This window comes from Paraclostridium bifermentans (assembly GCF_019916025.1).
Lineage (GTDB): Bacteria > Bacillota > Clostridia > Peptostreptococcales > Peptostreptococcaceae > Paraclostridium > Paraclostridium bifermentans.
This window is the reverse complement of record NZ_CP079737.1, coordinates 1,262,183-1,288,223: the sequence shown is the minus strand read 5'-3', so window position 1 is coordinate 1,288,223 and position 26,041 is coordinate 1,262,183. Positions and strand designations below refer to the sequence as shown.

The window sequence follows — 26,041 nt, the reverse complement described above, 5'->3', positions numbered from 1 at the left end:
ATCTAGATATTGTTAAGTGATGATTCTATACATCACATAATCTATTTTATCTTTATTTTTATTTTTTATACATAATTTATAAATATTTTTCTTTAAATCCTCTACCTTTAACTTCATTTACATCATTTACTGATATAAATGCTTTTTTATCATGTTCTAATGCTATCTCTTTAATCTTAGGAATCTCATTAGAAGAAACTATACAGTATATTATTTGTTTTTTCTCATGAGTGTAAGCACCCTCAGCTTCTATTAACGTAACCCCTCTTATAAGATCTTTCATTATACATTTAGCAATATCTTCACTTTTACTAGAAATTAGCATAACTGATTTTTGATTATTCATCATATCTTTTACTATATTCATAGAATATACATTTAGAAACATTGCAATTAAAGTGTACATAGCTAGTTCTAATCCAAATAGGCTAGCTCCAATACAAACTATTAAAAAGTTCATGAAAAGCCCAGTATCTTTCATTGCAATATTTTTCTTCACTTTCAAAATAGCTGCTATTATATCTGTTCCACCTAATGATGACTTAGCTTTAAATACGATTCCTAATCCTACTCCACCTAGTATACCTCCGTATACAGTTTGTAGTAATAAATCATTTACAGGTATATAGTGCCCTATATTTTGAGTTATACCTAATATAAAAGAAAATAAAATCATGTTGATTAAACTTGTTATACAAAATTCTTTTTCCAAGAAAATAAATCCTAATATAAATATAGGTATGTTAATTAAAAATGATAATACCCCTATATTCATATGAGTTACAAAGTTTAATGCAACTGATAATCCAGCAACCCCTCCACCTAGTAAGTGTGCTGGTTTTAAAAATCCATTTATTCCTATCGAGGAAATAGTTATTCCAAGTATTATAACTAGGTATCTAAGTGCGATATTTTCTTCTAATGTGTTGTTAACCTGACTCATTATAATTCTCCCTTCAAAATCAGTTAATGTATAATATTATTTTAAAAAGTTTATTAGTATAGGTATTAGTATTACCGTTATTGTTCCTGATATCCCTATAGCTAATCCGCTCATTGCCCCTTCAATTTCTCCTAATTCTAAAGCTTTAGTAGTTCCTAGAGCATGTGATGCTGTTCCTAATGCAATACCTTTTGACACCGGATGCTTAGTGTTTATAAATTTAAATATAGGTGTAGCTATCACAGCTCCTACTATACCAGTTAAAATTATAGCAACAATAGTTACAGATTCAATTCCTCCTAATGTAGAAGTTAAAGAAATTCCCATAGGTGTAGTTATAGATTTACCTAATAATGAATCCATTATTAATTTATTAGAATTTGTTAACCTACTTATTATTACAATACTTGCAAATGAAACTAAAACACCTGTTGTTATTCCTATTATAATTTCATGTAAATGTTTCTTTAATAAATCATATTGTTTATATAGAGGTATTGCTAATACTATAGTTACAGGTGATAAGAAAAAGTTTATAGTATCTCCTCCTATTTTATAGCTTTCATATGAAATATGACTTAACTTTAAAAATAATATTATTCCTAAAATAGCTAGTAACAAAGGGTTGAATACCGCTAATTTTGTTTTCTTCTGAATATACACTCCTATACTGTAAAATACTATAGATACTACAATTCCAAATATAGGTGTCTGTAATACGTTATACATTTCCTTGTCCTTTCTTGCTCTTAATTTCTATCATTTTTTCAACAACGATAGCAGTTATAACCATAACTAAAGTAGTACTAATTATTATTGTAGCAGCTAAAACTATAATATTTGAACCAATTAAATCTAGTGAATTGATAAGAGACACCCCTGCAGGCACGAAAAAGATAGCCATATTATCTAAAAAGAAATTTCCAAGTTCTTCTATAGATTCGACTTTTATAATTTTAGATTTTAAGAGTACAAATAATATAACCATTCCTATTATACTTCCAGGTATAATAATTATATTTGATAAAAATGAACTAATGTATTCTCCTACGGCCCATATCGCTAGTATCAGAGCCAGTTGTCTTAGTAATTTCATTTATTTTCTCCTCTTTTTTTTGTAAAATTAAAGGGATATTTCCTACCCCCTTTAACTTCCATATATATATTACTACTATATGTTTATTTTTTCAAACCTAATTTTAGTATGTTTTACCCTAATTTTATCAAAATTTCCCCATTTTTATCTATATAGTTATTGTTATCTCCATCAATTATCTGTGCATATCCATTTTCAAAATCTGAAACTGATTTTAAGGTAGGAAGTATTTTTATTTTTCCTTCTTTATTTAAAAATCCCCATAGACCTCCTTTGGGTATACTCATACCCCTAGTAAGTGCATTTGAGCCTATGTTAAATCTCGCTAAACCATCATTAAATTCACAAGCATAGTCAAATATAGGTTCGATAACGATTTCACCAGAGGTATTTACATATCCCCATTTATCATTTATACATATAGGAGCTAGCCCTTCACTAAACGATTTGGCTCTATCAAATTTAAAATCTATTATTTGTTCTCCATCTTTATTGACATAACCCCATTTGTCATTTAGCCTTACCCCTGCCAATCCTTGTGAAAAATCATTAGCTATATCAAATTTAGGCTTTATAATAAACTCTCCAGTTTTGTCTATATAACCGTATTTATTCTTAGTCTCAACTAAAGATATACCTTCTTTAAATTGATTTACATAGCTAAATGTAGGTTCTATTATAACTTCTCCTTTCTTATTTATGTAACCCCATCGTTTATTTATTTTCACTGATGCCATTTCCTCACTAAAATTTGATGCAGCTTCAAATTTTATATCTATAACTTGGTTTAAACCTTTATCAAAAAAACCGTATTTTCCATCAATCTTAACTCTCGATAATCCTTCACTAAAATCCGATGCACTATCCAAATGTAAAAATATATTATTATATCCACTTTCATCCATATATCCAAAAACCCACCTAACCGACTTCCCAATGCGTTTAATATACGTTACAATGCAATACCCATCTCTAAATCGTTCTGATACATATTTAAATTTTGGTTTTATAACTATGTTATTATTTTTATCTATAAAGCCATACTTTCCATCTCTTAGTATAGGAAGAAACAATTTTTTAGTTGACATATATTACCTCCTTTTTTTTAATTATTAACACTTCTCTAATAATTAATATTATATTTTTTAATTTCCTATACTAATTTTCAAATATAAATAAATAATTTATAAAATTTAATGCTCTTATTACATAAATACCTTAATTATTTTCTTTAGACTTTTCATATCAAAATTGTTTTCTATGTAAATAAGACTGTCAGTTTTCTAAATTTTCACTAAATATAATTTATTTAAACAAAAAAAAAGAGTGCATAGCACTCTTATCTTTCTTTTAATATTGATTCTACTTGTGAGTTATTATACATACTATCTGGATCTTCAGCTCTTAAACTATAGAATGTTTGTTGAGCCTTTTCTAAATCTCCTTGCTTATAGTAAAGCATCCCCATATTATAGTAACTGTCATCATAATAATTATCTGATGGCTTATACGTATTTACATATTTTTTATAATATTTTATAGCTTCTTCATTATGTTTAGTTTTTTCATTTAATTGAGCTAATTGGTATATAGCTTCTGATATATATTTCTTTGTTTTACCATTTTTAACTACTAACTCTAAATATTTTATAGCCTCTTCATTTTTTCCTTCTTTTTTAAGGTCCATAGCTTTATTGAAAAGTTCTTCTTCATCTCCAACTATGACTTCAGATTTAGCTTGTTCTTCTTTTGTCTTATCAGTTTCCGTTTTAACTTCTTTTAACTCATCTTTTGTTTTATCTAGCTTTTCACTTGTTTCTGTTAACTTTTCTTCTTTTGCAGCTACTTGATCATTAAGATGATTCATCTTTTTCTTATTGTTTAAGTATAAGGCCCCAATTGCTAATACTAATACAGCTATTAATGTATATAATGTCATGTGACTTTTCTGTTTTTTTGGAGCTTCTTTCTTTTCTTCTTCTTTTTTAGAAGTTTTTACAATATCTTTTTCAAATAATAAGTTATCTTTATCAACTTCTCTTAGCTTATCCATATACTCATTAGCTTTTTCATTATCACCTAATTTTTCATATATTAAGTGTAAAAGTAAATAAGGCTCTATAAGTTCAGGTTCTTCCGTTCTTATATTTTCAAGTATTTGTATACTTTCTTGGTACAATTCATTATTTACAAATCTTACAGCATGATTATATCTACTTAAAAATATATTAAATTCTTCTGAGCTTAATATATTTACATACTTCTTCGCTAATTCATTATTATCATAACATGAACTTTTATAAAAACTTTCAAATGCTTCATCAAAGTTACATTTTAAAAGTTTCAATAGACCTTTTAAATTTAAAATGTCTACATCTTTAGGATTTAATTCTAATGCTTCTTCTATTATATCAATCGCACTAGTCATAAATTTTCTTTGAATCATATTTAATGCTTCATTATACTTTTTATAAGATTCTAATTTTAATTCTCTAGTATCTTTTTTTTGTTTTTTAGTTTTATGTTTTAAGTTTAGTATAGTTTCATCTTTACTATTACTTGTTACATACGTTTTTTTAAGCGTTTTTAAAGTTTCATGTATTTCTTCATCATCTATGTTAAAAAAAGTAGTATCATTGTTATCTTCACTTATTAACGATATATCAATTATTTTTTTATGTAGATTTTTTATATCATTTTCTATATTTAACCTTAAAATAATAATCACCCTCTCTCAAAAATATCATACTATTAAAATACCATATTAAATCAAATTAGTCAAAAGTATACATTTTTTTACAAAATCTAAATATAAAAAATAAAAGCGTGAATTCACGCTTTTATTAAACTTTATTTACACTATTTTCATCCACTTTATAAATTTCTTTTGAGTATGGATTTATTAAATAAACTTCTTTAGATTTAAAGAATCCTCTATTTACTACAGCATAATAATATATATCATATTTCTTTCCAATAAATTTATTAACAACTTCTGGTTTATCTACATATTTTAATGATTTTTCTTTATCTTCAATAGTTACATATTTAAACTTTTCATTTTTTTCACTTAATTTCTTTTCTAAGATACTTTGAGCTGTACTTTTGCTTATAGTAAACTCTACCGTTCCATTTGATGCTGCTCTCCAGTGTCCATCTCCATATCTATTGTTATACGATTTTTGTTCATCTAGATATGAGTATACCTTTTTATTTCTAGGGTCAATTAAAAATTCATCTATTTTATCTTTACCAACAAACGTTTCAGCATAATAGTATTTACTACCATTTAACATTTGTTGGAATATATTAGCTTTTAAATCTGCTACGTCTATTCCACTTTTTTTAGATATTAACTGTATTACCTCTTCATTAGTCATATTATACATTTCTAAATTCTTCTCAAACTCGGAAGACAATGAATCTAACTCATCATCATCTAAGTAATATTGCTTCAGATAATCTATGTATTCTAAAGCTTTTTGATAATTTCCATTTTTATTTTCTGTTTTTGCCATCTCTACATAGTAATCATACATTTCTTTTATACATTCTTCTTTTTTATCCTGAGCCAATTCATAGTATCTTTTATCATCAGTTATAACTTTATCAAAATCTTCAATAGCCTCTTTGTACATTTTTTTGTTTTGATTTTCTACACCTTCGTTATAAACCTTCCTTGAATCTTCTATGACATCTATTTTTTTTGCATATACATATATTTCATTTTTTGATATCTTTAATGTTGATACTGCTTGTATATATCCCATTGCTGTATTGTAGCTTATTTTTTCTTGTAAATATAAATCATTTACTCTTTTGGCTTGATTAATTATACTATCGGTATCTATGTAAACTGTATCTAATTCGTTAATTATATTTATTAGCGAAATAAAGTAATCCTTACCTATCTCGCCTTTTATATATTTATCTCCATATGTTACAAGTATTTTATTTACTTTCTTAGATAAGCTTTTACTAAGTCTATTCATTTTAGTGTCAGAAAACTCTTCTTTAATTTTATCATAGTACGATATTGCCTCTGAGTAGTTTCTTTTTTCTATGTACCCTACAAGTTTATTACTTTCACTACCTACGCTAAAATTATCAGCAGTAAACATTATAAATATTCCTATCAAAATTATGCCTAAAACAGTCAATGCAGATTTTATTATTATTTTATTGTTTCTATCTATAAATTCTACTATTTTTTCAAAAAAACCTTTCATAATCAATCTCTTACCTTCCTTTAACAGCAATATAAATGTTTTACTATTAATTATACCATATATATCTAGTATTAACTATATTTTCTAGTTTATATCAAAAAAACAACATATTATTTCAATGTTGTTTGCAATATAAAAATTATACTTATATCATCCTTACTATTATTAGTTGATAAAGTTTCTAAATATTTTTTGTATGTTTTTTTTAAATTATATTTAGTGAATACATTTTTTCTATACTGGTTTATAGTATTCTTCAAATTATCATCTAAATCTTTATAAGTTCTAAAGCTATTTGTAAATCCATCTGAAAACAACACTATAGAATCAACATCCGATTTATTAACTTTTTCTATTTTTAAATCTATATACTTGTAAGCATCATCTAAATACATAGAATTCAAAACCCCTTTTACCTTACTTTCTTTTGTATATTCCACTAAATTAAACTCATTGCCATATTCAACGATGTTTCCATCTCCTATTTGCAAGTGCAGTTTAATGTTATTTGTTACTAAAACGCCTATAAGGGTAGTTCCGTAAAGTACATAATCTATATCATAAACATTTAGAATTTTAGTTTTAAAGTGATCTATAACATATTCTCTCCATTTTTTTTGAATACTTTTTTCTATACTTTTATTTTCTTTTAATTCTTTAATAACTGTTTCTAAATTATCTTCATCTAATTTTTTTATATTTTTGTATAAATCCGTTAATATATCAATACATGCATTACATGCAAATTCTGAACCTTTATAACTATATTTACATCTTCTTATTCCATGTCCATCACCTATTGCACAAATCACTCCATCTTCCAATTTTTTATAAATTAAGTAATCCTGTGACCCTTTATTTTTAAGCTTATTTTTATATCCAACCGTACTGCTTGAAAATATATCGTATTTCATCCAACCCCCCCCTTAACTTACTATTTATTATATTAGTGAACATAAAAAAAAGTACAGTGTACCCTGTACTTTTTAAGATATTTTTCTTTTTCTAATTGACTCTCTACTTCTAGTAGATCTTTTAGCCGGTTTAACAACTTGCTTTCGTCTTTGAGTTCTAGCACCAAATATTCTCTTGCTATCACATAAAACCCAGCATGGTGTTAGTGTTAAAACCATAGCCATAGTTAACATAATATAATATCTAAATCCTATGAATATCCCATTAAAAGCATTTACCAAAATTAAAACACTAATAATGCTTACAGATATTACAGATGATAATACAAAAATTCTCGAAATGTCTGAAAATGTTCTAGTAATTCTTGCCACTTTTTTATTTTTTCGGCTACTTTTCATGTTTATGCCCCCTAATTACAACAAATAATACATAGTTCTAATATAATAAATATAACAAATTTGTATTAAAATAGCAATTCTTATTAGTAACATTAACCAGTTATAATTAATAAATTAAATATTAAGAATAACTTTACAAAGGAGTGATTTATTTGCCATGTCTTCCTAACTTAGGTACTAAAGCACCTAATTTCAGCGCAAATACAACTCAAGGACCTATCAAGCTGTCTGATTATAAAGGTAAATGGGTTGTATTATTTTCTCATCCTGGTGATTTTACACCAGTATGTACAACAGAATTTTTATGTTTTGCAAAATATTATTCTAATTTTAAAAAAAGAAATACTGAACTTATAGGTCTTAGCGTTGATAGCAACAGCTCTCATTTAGCTTGGCTATACAATATATTTTTGCATACAGGTATTGAGATTCCATTTCCTGTAATAGATGATAGGAAAATGGAAATTTCTAGATTATATGGAATGATTTCAGAGCAAATGAGCGATACATCTACTGTAAGATCTGTTTTTATAATTGATCCAAATCAAATTTTAAGAACAATACTTTATTATCCTTTAACTACAGGAAGAAATATTCCTGAAATAGTTAGAATAATAGATGCTCTTCAAACTTCAGATGAACATAATGTTTTAACACCTGCTGACTGGCTTCCTGGAATGCCTGTAATTTTACCTCCTCCTAAAACTTATAAAGAATTAAAAGAAAGAATTAAGAGTTGTGATAAAAATAAAAGTTGCATGGACTGGTATCTATGTTTTATAGATGATAAAACTTCTAATAACAAAAAATTAGATTATAAAGCTAATGTTAAAGGTCGTCCTCAAATAGATTCTCCAGCAAATAATATCCCAATTAATCCTAACTGCCCTGATTTAAATAGATTAGTAGGCACATACGTTTTAGGAGATCCTACAAGTGTTGATGCATTTTTGCTTGATTTTGTAATATATGCATTTGTTGAGATTAAACCAGATGGCACTTTATTTGTTCCAACGCCTCGTTACTTACGTCAATTGCTATCACTTAGAAAAGATAATCCAGACCTTCAAGTGATTGCAGCCATTGGTGGTTGGGGTCAAGAAGGATTTTCTGATGCTGCAGCTACTCCAGCTTCTAGATATAATTTTGCTCGTCAAGCAAATGCTCTTATAAAGCAATATGGTTTAGATGGCATAGATATAGATTGGGAATACCCTGGAACTAGTGGTGCAGGAATTAAATCTAGTCCTTCAGATAGAGAAAATTTCACACTTTTACTTACTGCTATTAGGGATGTAATTGGATCCGATAAATGGTTAAGTGTAGCAGGTACTGGAACAAGAGAATACCTAAATAAAAGTGCAGAAATAAACAAAATAGCTCCTCTAATTAACTATTTCAACTTGATGAGTTACGATTTTACTGCTGGTGAAACTGGCGAGAAAGGCAAAAAACATCAAGCAAATTTATATGAATCAGAACTTGCTTTACCTGGATACAGTGTAGATATTATGGTTAATAATTTAATTGAAGCTGGAATGCCTTCAGAAAAAATATTAATGGGAGTTCCATTTTATGGTCGACTAGGAGCTACTACAACTAAATCTTTTGATCAACTTAGAAAAGATTTTATAAATAAAAACGGATATACATTTAAATTTGATAAAGAAGCTCAAGCTTCATATTTAGTAAAAGATAATGAGTTTGCTATGTCTTATGATGATATGCTATCTATTTATATAAAAACTCAATATGTAATAGACAATTGTCTTGGAGGTATTTTCTCTTGGATGGCACCTTATGATAAAGCAAATATACTCGCTAAAGCAATGAGTGATGGAATTAATAATCCTAGTGAATTAAGACGTGAAATAGAAGAAACGTATGGTTCTAGCTTTTTAGTTTAAAAAACAGTCTATCTTAATAAGATAGACTGTTTTTTATTTTCATAAAATTTAAATTTATATTTACAATTTAATTTAATATGTTATAATTAGATACATAAATTTAAACAGAATATAACTAATGGTAGAGGTTGCATTATTAAATAGTACTATTATTGAGGGAAAGCACCTAAGATTTAATAGGAAAGGTAATGATGCCGAAATATATAAGTTAAGCTTAAAACTTATATATTGGGGTTATGTATAAGATATATAACACTGTCACTTTATGTGGAGGGCTATCTTTAGATTAAAGTTATTATATTTTTCAAATTATAATTTCAGGTCTAGGAATATCTCTTAATATTCTTAGACCTTTTTTATTATCATTCTCCATTCCCGTTATATTCTCAATACACCATTTGGAGGTTACATTATGTTAAAAAGAGAAAAAAGGCAGGCTTCGCTTGGCGATTCACTTCTATGTTTAGGATTTTTAATTTTCACACTATCTATATCTTTAACTAAACTAGGGCTTTCAGCTCATATTCCCTTAGTTTTAGGTGGAGTTTTCTGTGGATTTGTTGCAATATTTAAATTAGGATTTACATGGAAAGAACTTGAAGAAGGTATATTATCAACTATAAATTCTACTATGCAAGCTATTATAATTTTATTAATTGTTGGTATGTTAATTGGTACATGGATAATTTCAGGAGTTGTTCCAAGTATGATATATTGGGGATTGAATATACTTTCTCCTGGAATTTTCTTAGTTGCCACAACTATTATATGTTCTATAGTTTCTATATCTACAGGTTCTTCTTGGACTACAGCTGGTACTATAGGTATAGCCCTTTTAGGTATAGGAAGTGCTTTAGGTATTCCTAAGGAGATAATAGCTGGTGCTATTATCTCAGGTGCATACTTTGGTGATAAAATGTCTCCACTTTCAGATACAACAAACTTAGCTCCTGCTATGGCTGGTACTAATTTATTTACACATATAAAGCATATGCTTTATTCAACTATTCCGGCATATGTTATTGCTCTTATACTATATGCTGTAATTGGACTTAAATACGCAGGACAAGTTATAGATAATAGCCAAATTTTACAAATACAACAAGCTTTAGCTTCAAATTATAATACATTATCTCCGTTATTATTATTAATACCTGTAATGGTTATAGTAATGGTTATATTTAAAGTTCCTGCTATTCCAGGTCTTATTGTAGGTACACTACTTGGAGGTTTTGTAGCTATAGCTTTCCAAGGTGCTTCATTTAAAGATGTTTTAGAAGTTGCTCAAGTTGGATATACATCAAATAGTGGAATGGCCTTTGTGGACGAACTATTAACTCGCGGTGGACTTAATAGTATGTTAGGTACAGTATCTCTTATGTTATGTGCTTTAACTACAGGTGGAATACTTGAAAAAACTGGAATGTTAGAAGCTCTAGCTTCTGCTATATTAAAATTTGCAAAAGGAACTTTTGGTTTAGTGGCTGCAACTATCTTTACATGTATAGGAACTAATTTAGCAGTTGCTGATCAATATCTAGCAATAGTAATGCCTGGAAGTATGTACAGAGAAGCATTTAAAAAACAAGGTCTTTGTCCTGAAAATCTTTCTCGATCTCTAGAAGACAGTGCAACTATAACATCTCCTCTTATTCCTTGGAATACATGTGGAGCATATATGAGTGCTACACTTGGAGTTGGATCATTTGTATTTTTACCATTTGCATTTTTTAACCTTCTATGTCCTTTAATGTCATTGACGTTAGCTGCTACAGGATTTGGAATTACAAAATTATCAGAGGAAAATCAAGATGAACTTGAAGGTTCTATTGCATAATAAAAGGATGGCTAATAGCCATCCTTTTTATTTTTTATATCCAATAATTGCAGCCCCTAATGCACCTATTATTTGAGTATCATTAGCTATAAAAATTTTCTTCCCTAAATTCTCTTCTATCATATTTACTAAGACATTACTTTTAGCAACCCCTCCAGTAAATGCAATCTCATCTAATATATCAATTCTAGATAACATAGACTTTGATCTATTTGCTATAGATTGTAATATTCCTGATGCTATTGATTCTTTAGATATATTTTTTGCTAATAAACTAATAATTTCTGATTCAGCAAAAACAGTACACATACTTGATATATCTTGTGGAATTGCACCTTTAGCTAACTTATCAATGCTTTCTACATCACTTCCTAATAAGTTAGATGTAACTTGTAAAAAGCGACCTGTTCCTGCTGCGCATTTATCATTCATTATAAAATTAGATACATTTCCATCATTATCTAAGTTTATAACTTTACTATCTTGGCCCCCAATATCTAATATCGTTCTTATATTGTTGTTTAAAAAATGTATTCCTTTTGCGTGGCATGTGATCTCTGTAACTTTTTTGTCTACAAAATCCATACTCACTCTTCCGTATCCTGTTCCTACAACTTTTTTTATTTTATCTTTATCTATATCATTAGCAAGTTTTTCATAAACTTCTAATGAAGCGTTCTTAGGACTCCATCCTGTTGGTATAACAATTTTGTTTACTATTTTTTCTCCATCAAATAATACACCTTTTGTTGCTACAGATCCAGAGTCTATACCTATACTGTACATAAAATCCACCTACTTAGTCTATCATTTCTATAAAAGCTTCAAATCTAGTTCTTAATTGTTCTGTATCAGATTTAGAATAATCTGTTTCTATAGCCATGTACGGTTTATTTTTAGCGTTGTTTACAAATTGTTTAATTCTATAACTTTCTACATTGAATGTATGACAAGCCTGAAGAACAACATCTATAACTCCATCTATCTTGTATTCATCCATAAGTCTATCTATTAACTCTATTCTTGCATCATTATTTACCATGCATGAACAAGCTATATTTATATATTTTTTAGCAATTGCATCTATTGGATCTGGATTACTTTCATCAACTAACTCATCATTAGATCTAATTCCTCCACAAAGTTCATATGCAACAACTACAGCACCACTTTCTTCTATAGTTTTAACTATTTTTTCACTAACTCCACCTATTGGACATCCTGTTATAAGTATTCTTGGTTTATCTTCACTTACAGGTCTTTCGCCTTTTTCATACTTTTCTTTTAAAGATGCAGTTAGATCTCTTATACTTTGTTTTAATTCATCTCTATCAAATTTAAATCCTGAGTTATATAAAACTTGATGCATATCAAATCCATTCATTGGTGGTGGTACTAATTTACCTAATTCATAAAACTCTTTTAATAATCTTCTCTCTTCATTTTTATCTTTTATAGCATCTCTTATATCGTCATCAGTTATTTTAACTTCAAACTTATTTTCTATTTCTTCCTTTAAAACAACTATTTCATTTTTCCAAAGGTCAAATGAATGTTTTCCAAGCTTACTATTTGGTAATTGCATTAAATGTAAGTCTTTAATTTTTGCTAGTTCTTCATACATTTTCTTTTTACCATCACATGTAGTCTCTGCTATTAACAAATCTGAAAAATAAAAATAAGGACAAGTGTCTGTTATTGCATGTCCAAAACTTGATTTTATAAGTGGACAAAGATTTCTTGGTAATATTTTTTCAGCTTCAGCTATTGGTTCTTCACTTACCCCACAAACTCCAACTGTTACAGCCTTTGCAGCCATTGGTATCTCAACTGGAGTAAATGCACAAAATACTCCAACTAATTTTTTCCCGCTCTCTTTTAGTTCTTTAGCTTTTATAAATCCATTTCTTCTAGCTTCACTAAACTCTTCGAACTTCTCTGGTAACGATATCATATAATTTCTCCCCCAACAATTTTAATGATTTATATCAAATTTTATCATATTTGGTATTTTTATGTAAAATAGTTAAAAACTATACTTCTTATATGAAATATAGTTTTTAACTATAACTGCTATTGTCTTATAATTATAAATATCATATATGCTATATATGTTGCCGTTAAAATTACACCCTCAAATCTATTAACTTGTTTTTTACTTATTGCAAATACATAAGTAATAGCGGTAACAATTAACATAATAATCATATCTACAAATACGATAGGTTGTACATGTATAGTATGTATTATTGATGATGAGCCTAATACAAACAATATATTAAATATATTGGATCCTATGATATTTCCCATGGCAATATCGCTCTCACCTTTTCTTGCAGCTACGACACTAGTTACAAGTTCAGGTAATGATGTTCCTATAGAAACTATAGTAAGTCCAACTAAGTTTTCACTCATTCCTAAATCTATAGCTATATTTGTAGCACTATCTACAACTAAATTCCCACCTATTATAATCCCTATAATGCCACCTATGCTTAACAGTATACTTTTTGCTATAGGATCTCTAGAACTGCCTTGTTCGACATCCATTTCTTCCTTTGAAGATAATGCCATTTCCAATAAGTAATACATAAATATAGAAAACAATGCAAACAACATAAGACCATCAGATCTTGTAAGTGCATTCTCATTGTATCCTTGAAATTTTATATCGTGAGACAATATAAGTAAAACCAATGACGCTAACAATGCAAATGGAAATTCTTTTATTATAGTCGTCTTTTGAACCTTTACAGGAGCTATAATTGCTGATATACCTAAAACACATAGTATATTAAATATATTGGATCCTACTACGTTTGCTATAGCTATATCATTTTGTCCTTTCATAGCTGCAGAAATACTTACTGCTGCTTCTGGAGCACTTGTCCCAAAGGCTACTATGGTTAGACCTATTATTATAGTGGGTATATTTAATGCCTTTGCAATTGAGGATGCTCCAACAACAAAGTAATCGGCAGACTTTATAAGTAATATAAATCCAATCAAAAGTATTACATACTTCATAAAATTGTACTCCTTTTTTCTTTTAGATTTATATTAACCATATCTACTAATATTTATTACATGTAGTAATTAGTAGATAATTAATTGTACTAGTACAATTAATTAATTTTATGTATCTATATAAATTAATTAATATTAATAGTAATATATAGTTATATTTTTATTTAAAGGAGTTTGTTTTATGTTAAAAAAAGTGGCCGCTATTCATGATTTATCTGGTATAGGAAGATGTTCTTTAACTGTAGCTATTCCAATACTTTCAGCTTTAAAAGTTCAATGTTGCCCATTTCCAACAGCCATACTGTCAAGTCAAACAGGATTTTCAGAGTATTCATTTTTGGATTTGACAAACGAGATGAATAAATATAAAAATGTTTGGAATAACCTTAATATATATTTTGACTGTATATATAGTGGTTTTTTAGGATCTAAGGACCAAGTTAATATAGTCTCTAAATTTATAGATGATAATAAGGACTCATTAGTAATCGTAGATCCTGTAATGGGCGATGACGGAGATTTATATCCTATATTTGATAATGAAATGTGTAGTAAAATAAAAAGCCTAGTACAAAAATCGGATATAGCTACACCTAACTTAACAGAAGCGCTTATTCTAATTGGAGAAAATTTAAATAATACCAACTTAGACAAATCCAATCTAGTTCGTATCGCAAAAGAAGTTTCTAATTTAGGCCCCAGTATGGTTGTTATTACAGGCATAAAAATCGAAGATGAAATTTATAATTTATCATTTGATAAAAATTTAGATGAAGCTTATTTTACATCTTCACACTTTAATAATGTTTCGTATAGCGGAACAGGCGATATATTCACGTCTATTCTTGTTGGTATGATATTAAATGGCCATTCATTGAAAAATAGTGTTATTAAAGCTAATAATTTTATTAGTAATGTAATTTCATATACATCTAAATTTGACACTGACAGAAATGATGGAGTTATGTTTGAAATGTTTTTAAATGAGCTTACAAATTAAACCTAAACACTTAATCTAAGTGTTTAGGTTTAATTTCTATTTTTTATATTTTAACTCTAAAATTTCTTGATTTACTTTTAATTTAAACTTATTGTCTTTTAATACAATTTTATATCCACTTAAATATATATCTTTTAAACTTTTAACTATATCTGGCTTATTGTCTATAAAGTTAAATCTATGCATACATATATTATTATAAGTATTAATATCGTTTAATATATTGAGTTCTGATTTTAAATTTTGTTTTGTTTGCATATTTCTAACGTTTTTTTTATACATTTTATCAAATTCTAATTGATAGAAATTTAATTTAGTTTCATTATAATCTACTACCCTTTCTATAATACTTTCCTTTATGTTTATGTCATCTATATTTACAAGGTTATGATCTACATAAGCTATTATATACTTCGATTCTATATCATTTTCAATAAATTTATTTAACTTATTATTTATATAGCTATCATTACAAAATACACTAATATTTATATTTATAAAAATTATAATTAAAGTAAATATTATTATTATCTTTTTCATATTTATCTCCTTTGAATTCCATATATTAATATATTATTTCCTAATTTTTTATTTATTTATCCTATTTTTTCATAGATTATATTTGGATAATGTGTAAAAAATATAATTAACGTTTAAATTATAGAGGTGATAAAATGAAAAAATCAAAAAAAAGAAACTCCTTTTTTATAATTGCATTTTTTATAATTTCAGGTTTTTTGATTAGTGGTAAGCTTGATTTATTTGATAAAATTAAAACTCAAATACTAAATACAGATCCAACAACCAGAGAATATAGTTGGTACTTTAATCCACGAAACGATGGAAAACAGCCTACACCTATTAAAGAAGCTTCATTTTTCAAAAAATATAATGCTTACTATGTAGGAGATCCAAATGAAAAGGTATTATATTTGAGTTTTGATGCAGGGTATGAAAGTGGAAATACAGAAAAAATACTAAACACTTTAAAAAAACATAATGCTCCTGCTGCTTTTTTCGTAGTAGACCATTACCTAAAATCAAATCCTGAAATGGTAAAAAGAATGACTGAAGAAGGACATTTAGTTTGTAATCATTCAAAGTCTCATCCTTCTATGGCTAGTATAACTGATTTTAATAAGTTCAAAGAAGAAATTGTAACTGTAGAAAATAGGTATAAAGAAATCACAGGAAAAGAAATGCCTAAATATTTTAGACCTCCTATGGGTAAATTCAGCGAAAAATCACTTGAATATACTCAGCAATTAGGTTATGACACTATATTTTGGAGCTTTGCTTATGTAGACTGGTATGAAGATAAACAACCTAGTCACGAAGAAGCTAAAGAAAAAATATTCTCTAGAACTCATCCTGGAGCAGTATTACTTCTTCATCCTAATTCTAAAACAAATGCAGACATATTAGATGATGTTTTAACTCATTGGGAACAAGAAGGTTATACAATAAAAAGCTTAGACCATCTTACAAATAAAAAATCATCTAATAATACGGATTTAAAAATTTTAGAAAATAAATAAAAGCAGATATTTTAATATCTGCTTTCTTTTTTATGCTTCTAGTAATACTGATTTTCCATTATATATACCTACCCAATAAGGCTTATATATACTTTTAATGTCTAAAACTTTTATATCATGTATATGACACTTACTATTTATAACATTATTTTTTATTACTTTGATCATTTCATTTTTTATATTTTCTAGCATATGAATTTCATCCATTTCAGATTTTTTTATATTATTTTTAGATATATTTACTTTGTATGTATCTGGAGCTTTAGTTATAGATTTTGAAAACCCAGTATGAGTATTTACTAACATTGTAATTTTGCTCCTATTTATATCTTGTTTAAATATATTTTTACCTTTTATTTTAATAACTATATCATAAGTTATAACTTTATGCTCTATGTACTTAAGAGTTGTATTTTTTATCCTAGGGTTTAATTGGACCACTTTACTCATTAATGGTATATTATCTCTCTCAAATTTTTTCACATCATTTTTCTTCACTTTTACTTCTATTGCATCTATTATCATGCTGATTCCTCCTAAGATATAATTAGTCTTTTATAAATTATATTAAACATATCTTAGGTTTAATGTCTGTACAATTTAAAATATAAAAAATTCGCTTAATATAATATCCTTAAAATAAAAAACAAGTAAGCATTTAGGCTTACTTGTTTTTACATTACTCTTTGTGCAATATTTAAAGAATGGTCTGCAATTCTTTCTAAATTGCTAAGCAAATCTAAATATAAAACACCAGAATCAACACTGCACTTACTTTGATTTAATCTTGACATATGATTTGATCTAAATGCTTTATCCATAGCATCTACTTCATTTTCTATTTCCAAAACTTTTTGAGCTAAAGCTTGATCATTTTCTTGCAATGCTTTAATAGCATACTCTATACTAAGTAAAACTTTATCATATATTTCTTTAGTTTCAGTTTGACTTTGACTAGATAAATTTATACTAGAGTCCATAGATGATTGAGCTAATTCAGCAATATTTTCAGCATGATCTCCAATTCTTTCTATATCATTAACAGTGTTAAACATTAGATCAACTAATTCTCTTTCGTTATCATCCAGTGGACATTTGGATAATTTTAGTAAATAGTTTAAAATGTGTTTTTGCAATTTATTTATATTTTTTTCTTGTTCTAAACACTTAAGAGCTTTTTCATTATCTTGATCTAAAAATGAATTTATTGCGTTTTGTAAGCTTTCTTTCGCCTGATTTCCCATACTTACAATTTCTTTTACAACATTTCCAAGTGCAATAGACGGTGTTTCTAACATTCTTTCATCTAAGTATTTTGTTTCTTTGCTTTCTTTTTCATCTTTATCTGGCACTAATTTAATTGCTATATTTACTATAAACTTAGCAAAAGGAATTAAAATTATAACATTTATTAAATTAAATAAAGTATGTGCATTTGCTATTTGTCTTGCTGCATCCCCAGGATTTATACTCGTTACTAATGCAACTATAGGCTTATTTAAAATTAATACAAATAATAATGTTCCTATAATATTAAATGTTAAATGCATTACCGCTGCTCTTTTTGCATTTGTATTAGCTCCTATACTAGATAATAAAGATGTCACACAAGTCCCAATGTTATCTCCATATAATATTGGAAGTGCAGATGTTATAGGTATTAAGCCTTGAGTAGCTAGTGCTATTAACATCCCCATAGAAGCACTTGAACTTTGAACTATTCCAGTAATAGCAAATCCAGCTAAAATACCTAAAAACTGGTGCTGTCCAAAGTATACAAGCGCATCTCTAAATCCTTGATACTCAGCTAAAGGTCCTACTGCATCTTTCATAAACTCCATACCTGTAAATAATATCCCAAATCCAATTAATATTTCTGCAATATTTTTTATCTTTGCCTTTTTAGTAAATAGAAATAGAACAATACCAATACCTAAGGCTATTGGAGCTAAACCTTCTAGGTTAAATGATACTAATTGAGCTGTTATAGTAGTTCCTATATTAGCTCCCATTATTACTCCTATTGCTTGTGTCAAACTCATTATACCTGCATTTACAAATCCAACTACCATAACCGTAGTTGCACTACTACTTTGTATAATTCCAGTTACAACTGTACCAACCAAAACACCCATAAATATATTACTTGTGAGTAATCCTATAATTTTCTTTAACTTCTCACCGGCTGACTTTTGTAGACCATTCCCCATTAAATTCATCCCATATAAAAATAGCCCTAATCCGCCAATCAAATTTATAGCTATATCCAATTTAAAACCTCCTTTGTAATTAAATTGATATAAATAAAGCGACTAATTATTATTGTGTTAATTTTTTATATTTTATATACTTTAACAATTTATAAATTATATATTTTTTGCATTATTTTACATGAATTGAAAAATAGAATTTGATAAATATATAATTAAAATAACATTTAAAGGACTGATTATTATGACACAATTTAAATATATATTAATATTATTTTTTATATTTATTTTTTCAACTTCAAATGTACATTCTTTAAATCTAAAAGATACTACAGCTCCTAAAATAGATATTGTTTCTCCTGTTAATGCACAACAATACATTATTTCTAAACCTACTATAAGAGCTAATTTCCAAGATGAAAATAATATAGATTTAAAAAGTATTAAGTTTTTGGTTAATTATAAAGATGTTACTAAGGATTGCAAAATCGAAAATAATTCAATTTCTTATAAACCTAAAAATAAATTTAAAAGAGGCACTCAAATAATAGAAGTTTATGTTAGTGATGTAAATAAAAATAAGTCTAAAGCTGAATGGTATTTTAATGTAGGGTCTCCAAATTATAACCATTATTATGGTTTAATCCATGCTCATACATCAAATAGTGATGGCCATGGTAGTTTTGAAGATGCTTACTATACTTCTAAATTTAAAGCTAAACTAGATTTTTTTGCAATAACAGATCATTCAAATATGTTGGATAAAGATACAGAAGTTACTTTAGATGATGGAAGTTTAAGCTCTAAATGGACAAGTTTAATTAATGTATCAAATGATTATACGTCTAATGATAAATTTTTAGCTCTTAAAGGTTTTGAAATGACTTATCCTTTTAAAAATAAAAAAGATCCTATAGGCCACATAAATGTGTTTAATACTAATGGCTTTATATCTACAAACGATTCTCTTTACTCTAATTTAGAAAGCTTTTACAAGGAAATTTCAAAATATGATGATTTAATTGCTCAGTTTAATCATCCCTGCGATACATTTGGAAGATTTAATAATTTAAAATACAATAAAGATGCAGATAGCGTAATTTCTTTAATTGAAGTTTGTAATGGATATAAAAGTGATATAACTAAAAACAAAATAGCTTTTGATGAATATCAAAAAGCTTTAGATTTAGGTTGGCATTTAGCTCCTGCATCTAATCAAGATAATCATCGAACTGATTGGGGAATTGCAAATGAATTCAGAACAGTTGTTTTATGTACAGGTTTAAACGAAAATTCATTTTATGATTCTTTAAGAAACATGAGAGTATATGCTACTCAAGACAAAAATATAAAAATAGATTATAGTATAAACGATCAAGTAATGGGTTCTACTATAAAAAACACATCCAATTTATATTTTAATATAAGCGTAATCGATAATGATCTTAAGGACAAAATTAAAAGAATCGAAGTAATTTCTAACAACGGGAAAATAGTTGCATATAAAAATTTCAGTTCTAACTTAGCTAAACTTGAGTTGAAACTTTCTACGTTAAAAGATTCTTATTATTATGTAAAAGTATATCAAAATAATAATAAAATATCAGTTACAGCACCTATTTGGATTGAATTTAAAAAAGAACAATGATGAAAGATTATTCTTTCATCATTGTTTTTATATAAACTCCATTTCCATTTAAGGTATCCTTAGTCATTACATATGATAATGATCCTATTAACTTATCATTTTGAATAATTGGAGATCCACTCATTCCTTGTGTTATTCCTCCATATTTTTTTATTAACTCTTCATCTTCTACTTTAAAATCAAAACTTTCTATTTCTTTATCTATTTTATTAATTTTTGTAACGTTTATTTTATAATACTTAGCTTCATTTTCATTGTGTTTCATAACTACAAAAGCTTGACCTAATTTAACTTCATTTTCATTTGCAATTTTGCATATTTTGTTCTCATTGTTATTTTGTAGAGAATTCACATTACCTTTAACACAATAGCTTCCCATATTTGAAATTGTTCCTAATAAATTTCCACTTTTATCCCCACTTATATTTCCTACATACTTTTTAGATGATTTTTTTATACGCGATAAATTTGATTTATATATTTCACCTTTATTTGTAATTAATTTTTCATTTCCTTTAAATTCAATATCATGACCTACTGCTCCAAAATTTAAATTTTGTGGATTTATATAAGTTAATGTTGCTGTATATGGAATTTTATCTACTAAATACTCTGGTTTAAGTTGTTTTTTATCAATACTTACATTTATTTTTTTATTTTTTCTTATTAAACTTAAGTTTATTTTTTCATCTTCTTTCATAGAGATAAGAGTAGTTATTATATCTTGTTTAGATAATATATTTTTTTCATTTTGATTAAACATTCTTTTTACTGAATCTCCACTTATACAGTCTATTAAATCATAATTTTTAATACAGGAATTTTTTTCTATTCCAAATATCATTACTTTTTCAGTACTTAATTCCATATGCAATAATTCTCCCCCTATTATAACTTCTTGAGGTATTTTTTGATTTTTTTGCATTGAATAAACATCATTTGGCAATAATACTATTAGCATATTTATTATTAAAAAAATAAAAAACTTAATTCCTTTAGATGATTGCATTTAGTGTCACCTTCTTAAATTAGTTTAGTATTTATTTTTATTATTATTTGCTTTAATTTAAGTTAATATAATGGTTACTATTTTACATAATTCCCATAGCTATATTTACCTCTTCAATTTTTAATTTATGCACATTAATATGTGTATTTTTTGATTTGTAGCGCAAAAAAGCCATCTTTTTTAAGATAGCTTTTTCTATACAATATTTAAATGTCCATAATTTCTTTCAATTACAATACCTTTATTTTCAAAAGATACTTTTTCTTTAAATAATGGTCCATCTATTACAAACGTATGATATTCTCCATTTTCACCACAAGCATCTGCTCCTGCATTTTTAATTTCAAGAACAACATTTTTTGTAAGTTTTTTCCCTAGCAAACTTTCATTTAAATAATCTAAATTTACAGTTTTTATTATAGTTGTAAATCCACTTTCTATAAATTCATAAACTAATGATTCTCTATCTTCTTGCCATAATGGAAAACTAGCTTCGATTCCTGAATTTTTACATCTTTCCACATCCCAATTTTTATGTTCTTCTATATCTATATCTCCAAATACACAAATACTTGCGCCAAGTTCCTTTGCTTTTGTTAAGCTATTTTCAAACTCTTTTTCATACTCACAAACATCGCATTCAACTTCTAATAATGGTATGTCTAAGCTTTCACTTACTTGTTTTAATAACCTTTTATTTATTCCATGTGTCCATGACTTATCAGCATCTTTTTTTACAGTTGTCAAAAGAGCTACTGGCTCATAACCTTTTTTTATCATACGATATAATGCCAGTGTGCTATCTTTTCCCCCGCTAAATGACATAACAAATTTATTTTTCATTATTATATCTCTCCTAATGTATTTTATTTACATTAATTTTATCACATAAATTTAATTTACCAAATATGTATAATAATTAAATAGATTTAACTAACTATGAAAAATGTTCCTATAAATAGTAAAATTGCACCTACATATTTATATAAATACATAGTTTGCTCTTTAAGCACAACCACATCTATAAAAAAACCTATCAAAATTTGTGAAACTACTATTATAGTTAATGTGCTTGAAAGCCCTATTCCATCCATTGCCTTAACTGTAAAATAAATTATACATCCTCCAAATATACCCCCAAGTAGTAATTTAGGACTTATAGACTCTGTTGCTAAAAAAGTTTTAATTTCCCCAGTTAAAATCATGTTTATTAAAAAAAATACTGAACCTACTACTAAACTTATAAAAGTTGCTGTAACTGCTGATGTACTTTTTCCTAACTCTCCATTTATAAAAGCCTCTAGAGCTGTGGATCCTCCTGCTAGTATTGCAAATATTATAGATACTAATTTTATCAATTGGCTCACTCCTTTACATAATAAAATCTTATGATACAAGCATTTTTAAAATTACTTTAAATAGAAATTTAAAAGAAAGTATTTTATAGTTACTTTTTTTTTGTTATAATTTTTTTAATGATTTAAAGAGGTGATATAAATGAATATAAATTTTAACTTTAATAATTTTAATCAAAAAGAAAATGCAAATAATTTTATAATAATGGGGATTTTACTTTTACTTATTGGAACTCTTTCCCTTTTATTTAAAAATTTAGGCATTAAAGTATTATCATTTGGCTTAGGAGCAGTTTGTTTGTTTTTAGCATACTTAAATCTAAAAACTATAAACGAACTTAAAAGATACGAGTCTAAAGAAACTCTAAAGCCTTATAAAAACAGAGAAATTATTCTTATAGTTGTTGCGCTATTATTTTTTATTTTTCCTCAACAAATACAGGGATTCTTTTCATCTATACTTGGTGCATATCTTTTAGTAACGCAAATTATTGCTTTTTTTAATAGCAGAAAAAATCCTTATATAAAGTTTAATGGTTTTAATGGTTTTTTATTAATATGTGGATTAATACTAATCCTTTCACCTTTATTCTTATCAGGATTTATAGCTACATTTTTATCTTTAATTTTCGTTTTAATCGGGTTCCAACTTTTATCAACTGGAAATAAGTTAAAAAAACTATAAAAAATAGTACCTTAAATTAAGGTACTATTTTTTATAGTTAAATTAATCCTTAGTTTGTATAAGATTGTTTTTTATGTTAATATTGTATAAGTAAATTTAATACAAACAAAGAAAAGGTGATTAATTTGACAAATTTTAAATATGCCTTTGATAATAAAAGGTATCATACATGGAATTATTACCTTAGAAGCAATTTTGGAGAAAAAGTTTTTAAGGTATCTATAAATGCAGGTTTTTCTTGCCCAAATATAGATGGAACTGTTGCCTATGGTGGATGTACTTACTGTAGTAAACAAGGTTCTGGAGATTTTGCAGGAAATCCTAACGATAATTTAATAAAGCAGTTTGAAGATATAAAAGAAATGATGCATAAAAAATGGCATAACGCAAAATACATTGGATATTTCCAAGCTTTTACTAACACTCATGCTCCAGTAAGTGTATTAAAAGAAAAATATGAAACTATATTAAATTTAGATGATGTAATAGGACTTTCAATTTCTACTAGACCAGATTGTTTACCAGACGATGTTTTAGAATATTTATCTGAGCTTAATAAAAAAACAAACTTATGGGTTGAACTAGGACTTCAAACGATTCATGATGAAACATCTAAAATTATAAATAGAGGTCATGATTATAATACGTTTTTAGAAGGTGTTGAAAAGTTAAAAAAACATAATATAAAAACAGTTGTTCATATCATAAATGGATTACCTGGAGAAGACTATAATATGATGATGGAAACAGCTAAAGCAGTTGCTGATCTTGGTGTTCATGGAATAAAGATACACTTACTTCATGTTTTAAAAGAAACACCTATGGAAAACATGTTAAAAAAAGGTATGTTTAACTTAATGGAGAAAGATGATTATATAAACTTAGTGTGTGACCAATTAGAAATTATTCCTCCTGAAATGGTAGTTCATAGACTTACTGGAGACGGTAAAAGAGATGAAATAGTAGGTCCTATGTGGAGTCTTAAAAAGTGGGAAGTTCTAAATGCTATAGATGATACTATGAGAGAAAGAAATTCGTATCAAGGAATTAAATACTGTAATAAAAAATAAGCTATCTAATTAGATAGCTTATTTTTTATTACAGTTAATTTGCTGTATGAAGTTTTATTTTATTTCCTGAGCTAATATTATCATTATCTTCTTCAAATTTATCGTTAGGTTTTTTAATTGATATAATCGCAGAAACAACCATAAATAAAACCCCTATAGCTTTCACTATAGAAAAGTTTTCTCCAAGCAATGTCCAACCTATTATTACAGATACTATAAGCTCTGCAGATGCTAATATTCCAGCTATTGATAAATCAATACCTGTTGAAATTCCATTTAAATAAAATATATATGCACCGGCTGCAGGTATTATCCCTAATCCTAATATAGTAAACACAGTCCCTATATTATTTGCATATGAAATAATTTGTATAGGATTGGCTAAAGGTATCATTAATATAGACCCGATTAGAAATCCATATATCAACAAAGTTATCCCTTCACATTCTTTTAATGCACCTTTACTTATTATTGACATACATGCATATGTTATAGCTGACATTATACCTAGTAAAATGCCTTGTGTACTAAGTTGACCTAAATCTAAACTGCCTCCTGTTACTGCTAGTATTGATCCACAAAAACAAATACATAGTGACATAACTTTAGACTTATTAAGTCTTTCTTTAAAAATTGCCATTGATAGCATTGCTAAAAACAATGGAGATGTGTATAAAAGTACTGCAGATGCCGAAACTCCAATAGAATCTATAGCATTAAAATAGCATATATTAAACCCAGCCTGGCTTATTATACCTACAAGAATACAATACATTAATCCTTTTCTGTTTATCTTAAGTGCATTTGGCATTTTTACACAACTATAAATAAATAATATCAAAAACCCTAAAAATAATCTTAAAAATGCAACTTGTTCTGGAGTTAGCCCTAGGTTTAATAATGAATTTGCAAATAATCCAATAGTAGCCCATAAAACTCCTGCTGTTACAACAAATATATACCCTTTACTTCTCTGTTCCATAAAAAAACCTCCTATCTATACTACTATTACGATTATTTATTTTAGCAATTTCTATGCCAAATCATTCCAAGCTTTTTCTAATTGAAATCACTTGCTTTGGAAACATTTTCTTATTGCATATAAGTCAAATTAAACTTATTTCTGCTTTTTATATAAGTCAAAATAGACTTATATTATTAAAATCCATTAAGT

Annotated in this window: 25 protein-coding genes and 1 riboswitch; of the genes, 7 read left to right on the top strand and 18 right to left on the bottom strand. The window is 27.0% G+C overall.

Annotation, left to right across the window (positions count from 1 at the left end; all coding sequences use genetic code 11):
* Positions 1 to 76 precede the first annotated feature (76 nt).
* The 8 genes from KXZ80_RS06140 to KXZ80_RS06105 form a co-directional block, all read right to left on the bottom strand.
* Entirely contained in the window at positions 77 to 943 is an 867-nt protein-coding gene (locus tag KXZ80_RS06140; protein ID WP_021432577.1) for a YitT family protein, read from the bottom strand.
* Positions 944 to 979: 36 nt separating this feature from the next.
* Positions 980 to 1,672: an LrgB family protein gene (locus tag KXZ80_RS06135; protein WP_021432576.1), complete on the bottom strand. Its 693-nt coding sequence runs from the start codon at positions 1,670 to 1,672 to the stop codon at positions 980 to 982.
* Entirely contained in the window at positions 1,665 to 2,039 is a 375-nt protein-coding gene (locus tag KXZ80_RS06130) for a CidA/LrgA family protein (protein ID WP_021432575.1), read from the bottom strand. The genes KXZ80_RS06135 and KXZ80_RS06130 overlap by 8 nt, the downstream gene beginning before the upstream one ends.
* A gap of 113 nt (positions 2,040 to 2,152) precedes the next feature.
* Positions 2,153 to 3,127, bottom strand: coding sequence for a WG repeat-containing protein (locus tag KXZ80_RS06125; RefSeq protein ID WP_021432574.1), 975 nt, complete (start codon positions 3,125 to 3,127; stop codon positions 2,153 to 2,155).
* A gap of 251 nt (positions 3,128 to 3,378) precedes the next feature.
* Positions 3,379 to 4,767, bottom strand: a complete 1,389-nt coding sequence (locus tag KXZ80_RS06120) for a tetratricopeptide repeat protein (protein WP_021432573.1) — start codon at positions 4,765 to 4,767, stop codon at positions 3,379 to 3,381.
* A gap of 115 nt (positions 4,768 to 4,882) precedes the next feature.
* A complete protein-coding gene (locus KXZ80_RS06115) occupies positions 4,883 to 6,268 on the bottom strand; it encodes a hypothetical protein (protein ID WP_038285144.1) in 1,386 nt (461 codons plus the stop codon).
* Between the two features lie 110 nt (positions 6,269 to 6,378).
* Positions 6,379 to 7,182 (bottom strand): protein phosphatase 2C domain-containing protein, encoded by an 804-nt coding sequence (locus KXZ80_RS06110; protein ID WP_021432571.1) that lies wholly within the window; start codon positions 7,180 to 7,182, stop codon positions 6,379 to 6,381.
* A 72-nt stretch (positions 7,183 to 7,254) separates the two neighbouring features.
* Positions 7,255 to 7,581, bottom strand: a complete 327-nt coding sequence (locus tag KXZ80_RS06105) for a hypothetical protein (protein ID WP_021432570.1) — start codon at positions 7,579 to 7,581, stop codon at positions 7,255 to 7,257.
* A gap of 143 nt (positions 7,582 to 7,724) precedes the next feature.
* On the opposite strand from KXZ80_RS06105, the gene KXZ80_RS06100 reads away from it, so the two are divergent.
* Together KXZ80_RS06100 and nhaC are read left to right on the top strand one after the other, a co-directional pair.
* Complete coding sequence (locus KXZ80_RS06100) at positions 7,725 to 9,488, top strand: peroxiredoxin (RefSeq protein WP_119472404.1); 1,764 nt, start codon at positions 7,725 to 7,727, stop codon at positions 9,486 to 9,488.
* A 114-nt stretch (positions 9,489 to 9,602) separates the two neighbouring features.
* Positions 9,603 to 9,774, top strand: a riboswitch (Lysine riboswitch).
* Positions 9,775 to 9,900: 126 nt separating this feature from the next.
* Entirely contained in the window at positions 9,901 to 11,325 is a 1,425-nt protein-coding gene (nhaC, locus tag KXZ80_RS06095) for a Na+/H+ antiporter NhaC (RefSeq protein ID WP_021432568.1), read from the top strand.
* Positions 11,326 to 11,352: 27 nt separating this feature from the next.
* Here the strand turns inward: nhaC and KXZ80_RS06090 are convergent, their stop codons facing one another.
* From KXZ80_RS06090 to KXZ80_RS06080, 3 genes are all read right to left on the bottom strand, one after another.
* The gene (locus KXZ80_RS06090) at positions 11,353 to 12,111 is read right to left on the bottom strand and encodes an acyl-CoA dehydratase activase (protein WP_021432567.1); all 759 of its coding nucleotides are present in this window, start codon (positions 12,109 to 12,111) and stop codon (positions 11,353 to 11,355) included.
* A gap of 13 nt (positions 12,112 to 12,124) precedes the next feature.
* Positions 12,125 to 13,279 carry a double-cubane-cluster-containing anaerobic reductase gene (locus KXZ80_RS06085; RefSeq protein WP_021432566.1) on the bottom strand — a complete coding sequence of 385 codons (1,155 nt, stop codon included), beginning with the start codon at positions 13,277 to 13,279 and terminating at the stop codon, positions 12,125 to 12,127.
* 119 nt (positions 13,280 to 13,398) lie between these two features.
* On the bottom strand, positions 13,399 to 14,352 hold the full coding sequence (locus tag KXZ80_RS06080; protein ID WP_021432565.1) for a calcium/sodium antiporter: 954 nt from the start codon (positions 14,350 to 14,352) through the stop codon (positions 13,399 to 13,401).
* Between the two features lie 181 nt (positions 14,353 to 14,533).
* Here KXZ80_RS06080 and KXZ80_RS06075 point away from each other — a divergent pair, with 181 nt between their 5' ends.
* A complete protein-coding gene (locus tag KXZ80_RS06075) occupies positions 14,534 to 15,352 on the top strand; it encodes a pyridoxamine kinase (RefSeq protein ID WP_021432564.1) in 819 nt (272 codons plus the stop codon).
* Positions 15,353 to 15,388: 36 nt separating this feature from the next.
* Here the strand turns inward: KXZ80_RS06075 and KXZ80_RS06070 are convergent, their stop codons facing one another.
* Positions 15,389 to 15,892, bottom strand: coding sequence for a hypothetical protein (locus KXZ80_RS06070; protein WP_021432563.1), 504 nt, complete (start codon positions 15,890 to 15,892; stop codon positions 15,389 to 15,391).
* A 134-nt stretch (positions 15,893 to 16,026) separates the two neighbouring features.
* On the opposite strand from KXZ80_RS06070, the gene pdaA reads away from it, so the two are divergent.
* Positions 16,027 to 16,890, top strand: coding sequence for a delta-lactam-biosynthetic de-N-acetylase (pdaA, locus tag KXZ80_RS06065; protein ID WP_021432562.1), 864 nt, complete (start codon positions 16,027 to 16,029; stop codon positions 16,888 to 16,890).
* Between the two features lie 30 nt (positions 16,891 to 16,920).
* On the opposite strand, the gene KXZ80_RS06060 is transcribed toward pdaA, so the two are convergent.
* Positions 16,921 to 17,415, bottom strand: a complete 495-nt coding sequence (locus tag KXZ80_RS06060) for a hypothetical protein (protein ID WP_021428911.1) — start codon at positions 17,413 to 17,415, stop codon at positions 16,921 to 16,923.
* A gap of 149 nt (positions 17,416 to 17,564) precedes the next feature.
* Positions 17,565 to 19,160: a Na/Pi cotransporter family protein gene (locus tag KXZ80_RS06055; protein ID WP_021432561.1), complete on the bottom strand. Its 1,596-nt coding sequence runs from the start codon at positions 19,158 to 19,160 to the stop codon at positions 17,565 to 17,567.
* Positions 19,161 to 19,344: 184 nt separating this feature from the next.
* On the opposite strand from KXZ80_RS06055, the gene KXZ80_RS06050 reads away from it, so the two are divergent.
* On the top strand, positions 19,345 to 20,748 hold the full coding sequence (locus KXZ80_RS06050) for a CehA/McbA family metallohydrolase (protein ID WP_021432560.1): 1,404 nt from the start codon (positions 19,345 to 19,347) through the stop codon (positions 20,746 to 20,748).
* A gap of 7 nt (positions 20,749 to 20,755) precedes the next feature.
* Here KXZ80_RS06050 and KXZ80_RS06045 read toward each other — a convergent pair whose 3' ends face one another.
* The 3 genes from KXZ80_RS06045 to KXZ80_RS06035 form a co-directional block, all read right to left on the bottom strand.
* On the bottom strand, positions 20,756 to 21,709 hold the full coding sequence (locus tag KXZ80_RS06045; protein WP_167699366.1) for a SpoIVB peptidase S55 domain-containing protein: 954 nt from the start codon (positions 21,707 to 21,709) through the stop codon (positions 20,756 to 20,758).
* A gap of 243 nt (positions 21,710 to 21,952) precedes the next feature.
* Positions 21,953 to 22,600 carry a Dph6-related ATP pyrophosphatase gene (locus KXZ80_RS06040; protein ID WP_021432558.1) on the bottom strand — a complete coding sequence of 216 codons (648 nt, stop codon included), beginning with the start codon at positions 22,598 to 22,600 and terminating at the stop codon, positions 21,953 to 21,955.
* Between the two features lie 86 nt (positions 22,601 to 22,686).
* Positions 22,687 to 23,124: a DMT family transporter gene (locus KXZ80_RS06035; protein WP_226883764.1), complete on the bottom strand. Its 438-nt coding sequence runs from the start codon at positions 23,122 to 23,124 to the stop codon at positions 22,687 to 22,689.
* Positions 23,125 to 23,254: 130 nt separating this feature from the next.
* Between KXZ80_RS06035 and KXZ80_RS06030 the strand changes: the two genes are divergently transcribed.
* Both KXZ80_RS06030 and KXZ80_RS06025 read left to right on the top strand, forming a co-directional pair.
* Positions 23,255 to 23,797 carry a DUF308 domain-containing protein gene (locus KXZ80_RS06030; protein ID WP_021432556.1) on the top strand — a complete coding sequence of 181 codons (543 nt, stop codon included), beginning with the start codon at positions 23,255 to 23,257 and terminating at the stop codon, positions 23,795 to 23,797.
* A 125-nt stretch (positions 23,798 to 23,922) separates the two neighbouring features.
* Positions 23,923 to 24,867 (top strand): TIGR01212 family radical SAM protein, encoded by a 945-nt coding sequence (locus KXZ80_RS06025; protein WP_021432555.1) that lies wholly within the window; start codon positions 23,923 to 23,925, stop codon positions 24,865 to 24,867.
* A 34-nt stretch (positions 24,868 to 24,901) separates the two neighbouring features.
* Here the strand turns inward: KXZ80_RS06025 and KXZ80_RS06020 are convergent, their stop codons facing one another.
* Positions 24,902 to 25,849: a DMT family transporter gene (locus KXZ80_RS06020; protein ID WP_021432554.1), complete on the bottom strand. Its 948-nt coding sequence runs from the start codon at positions 25,847 to 25,849 to the stop codon at positions 24,902 to 24,904.
* Between the last annotated feature and the right edge of the window lie 192 nt (positions 25,850 to 26,041).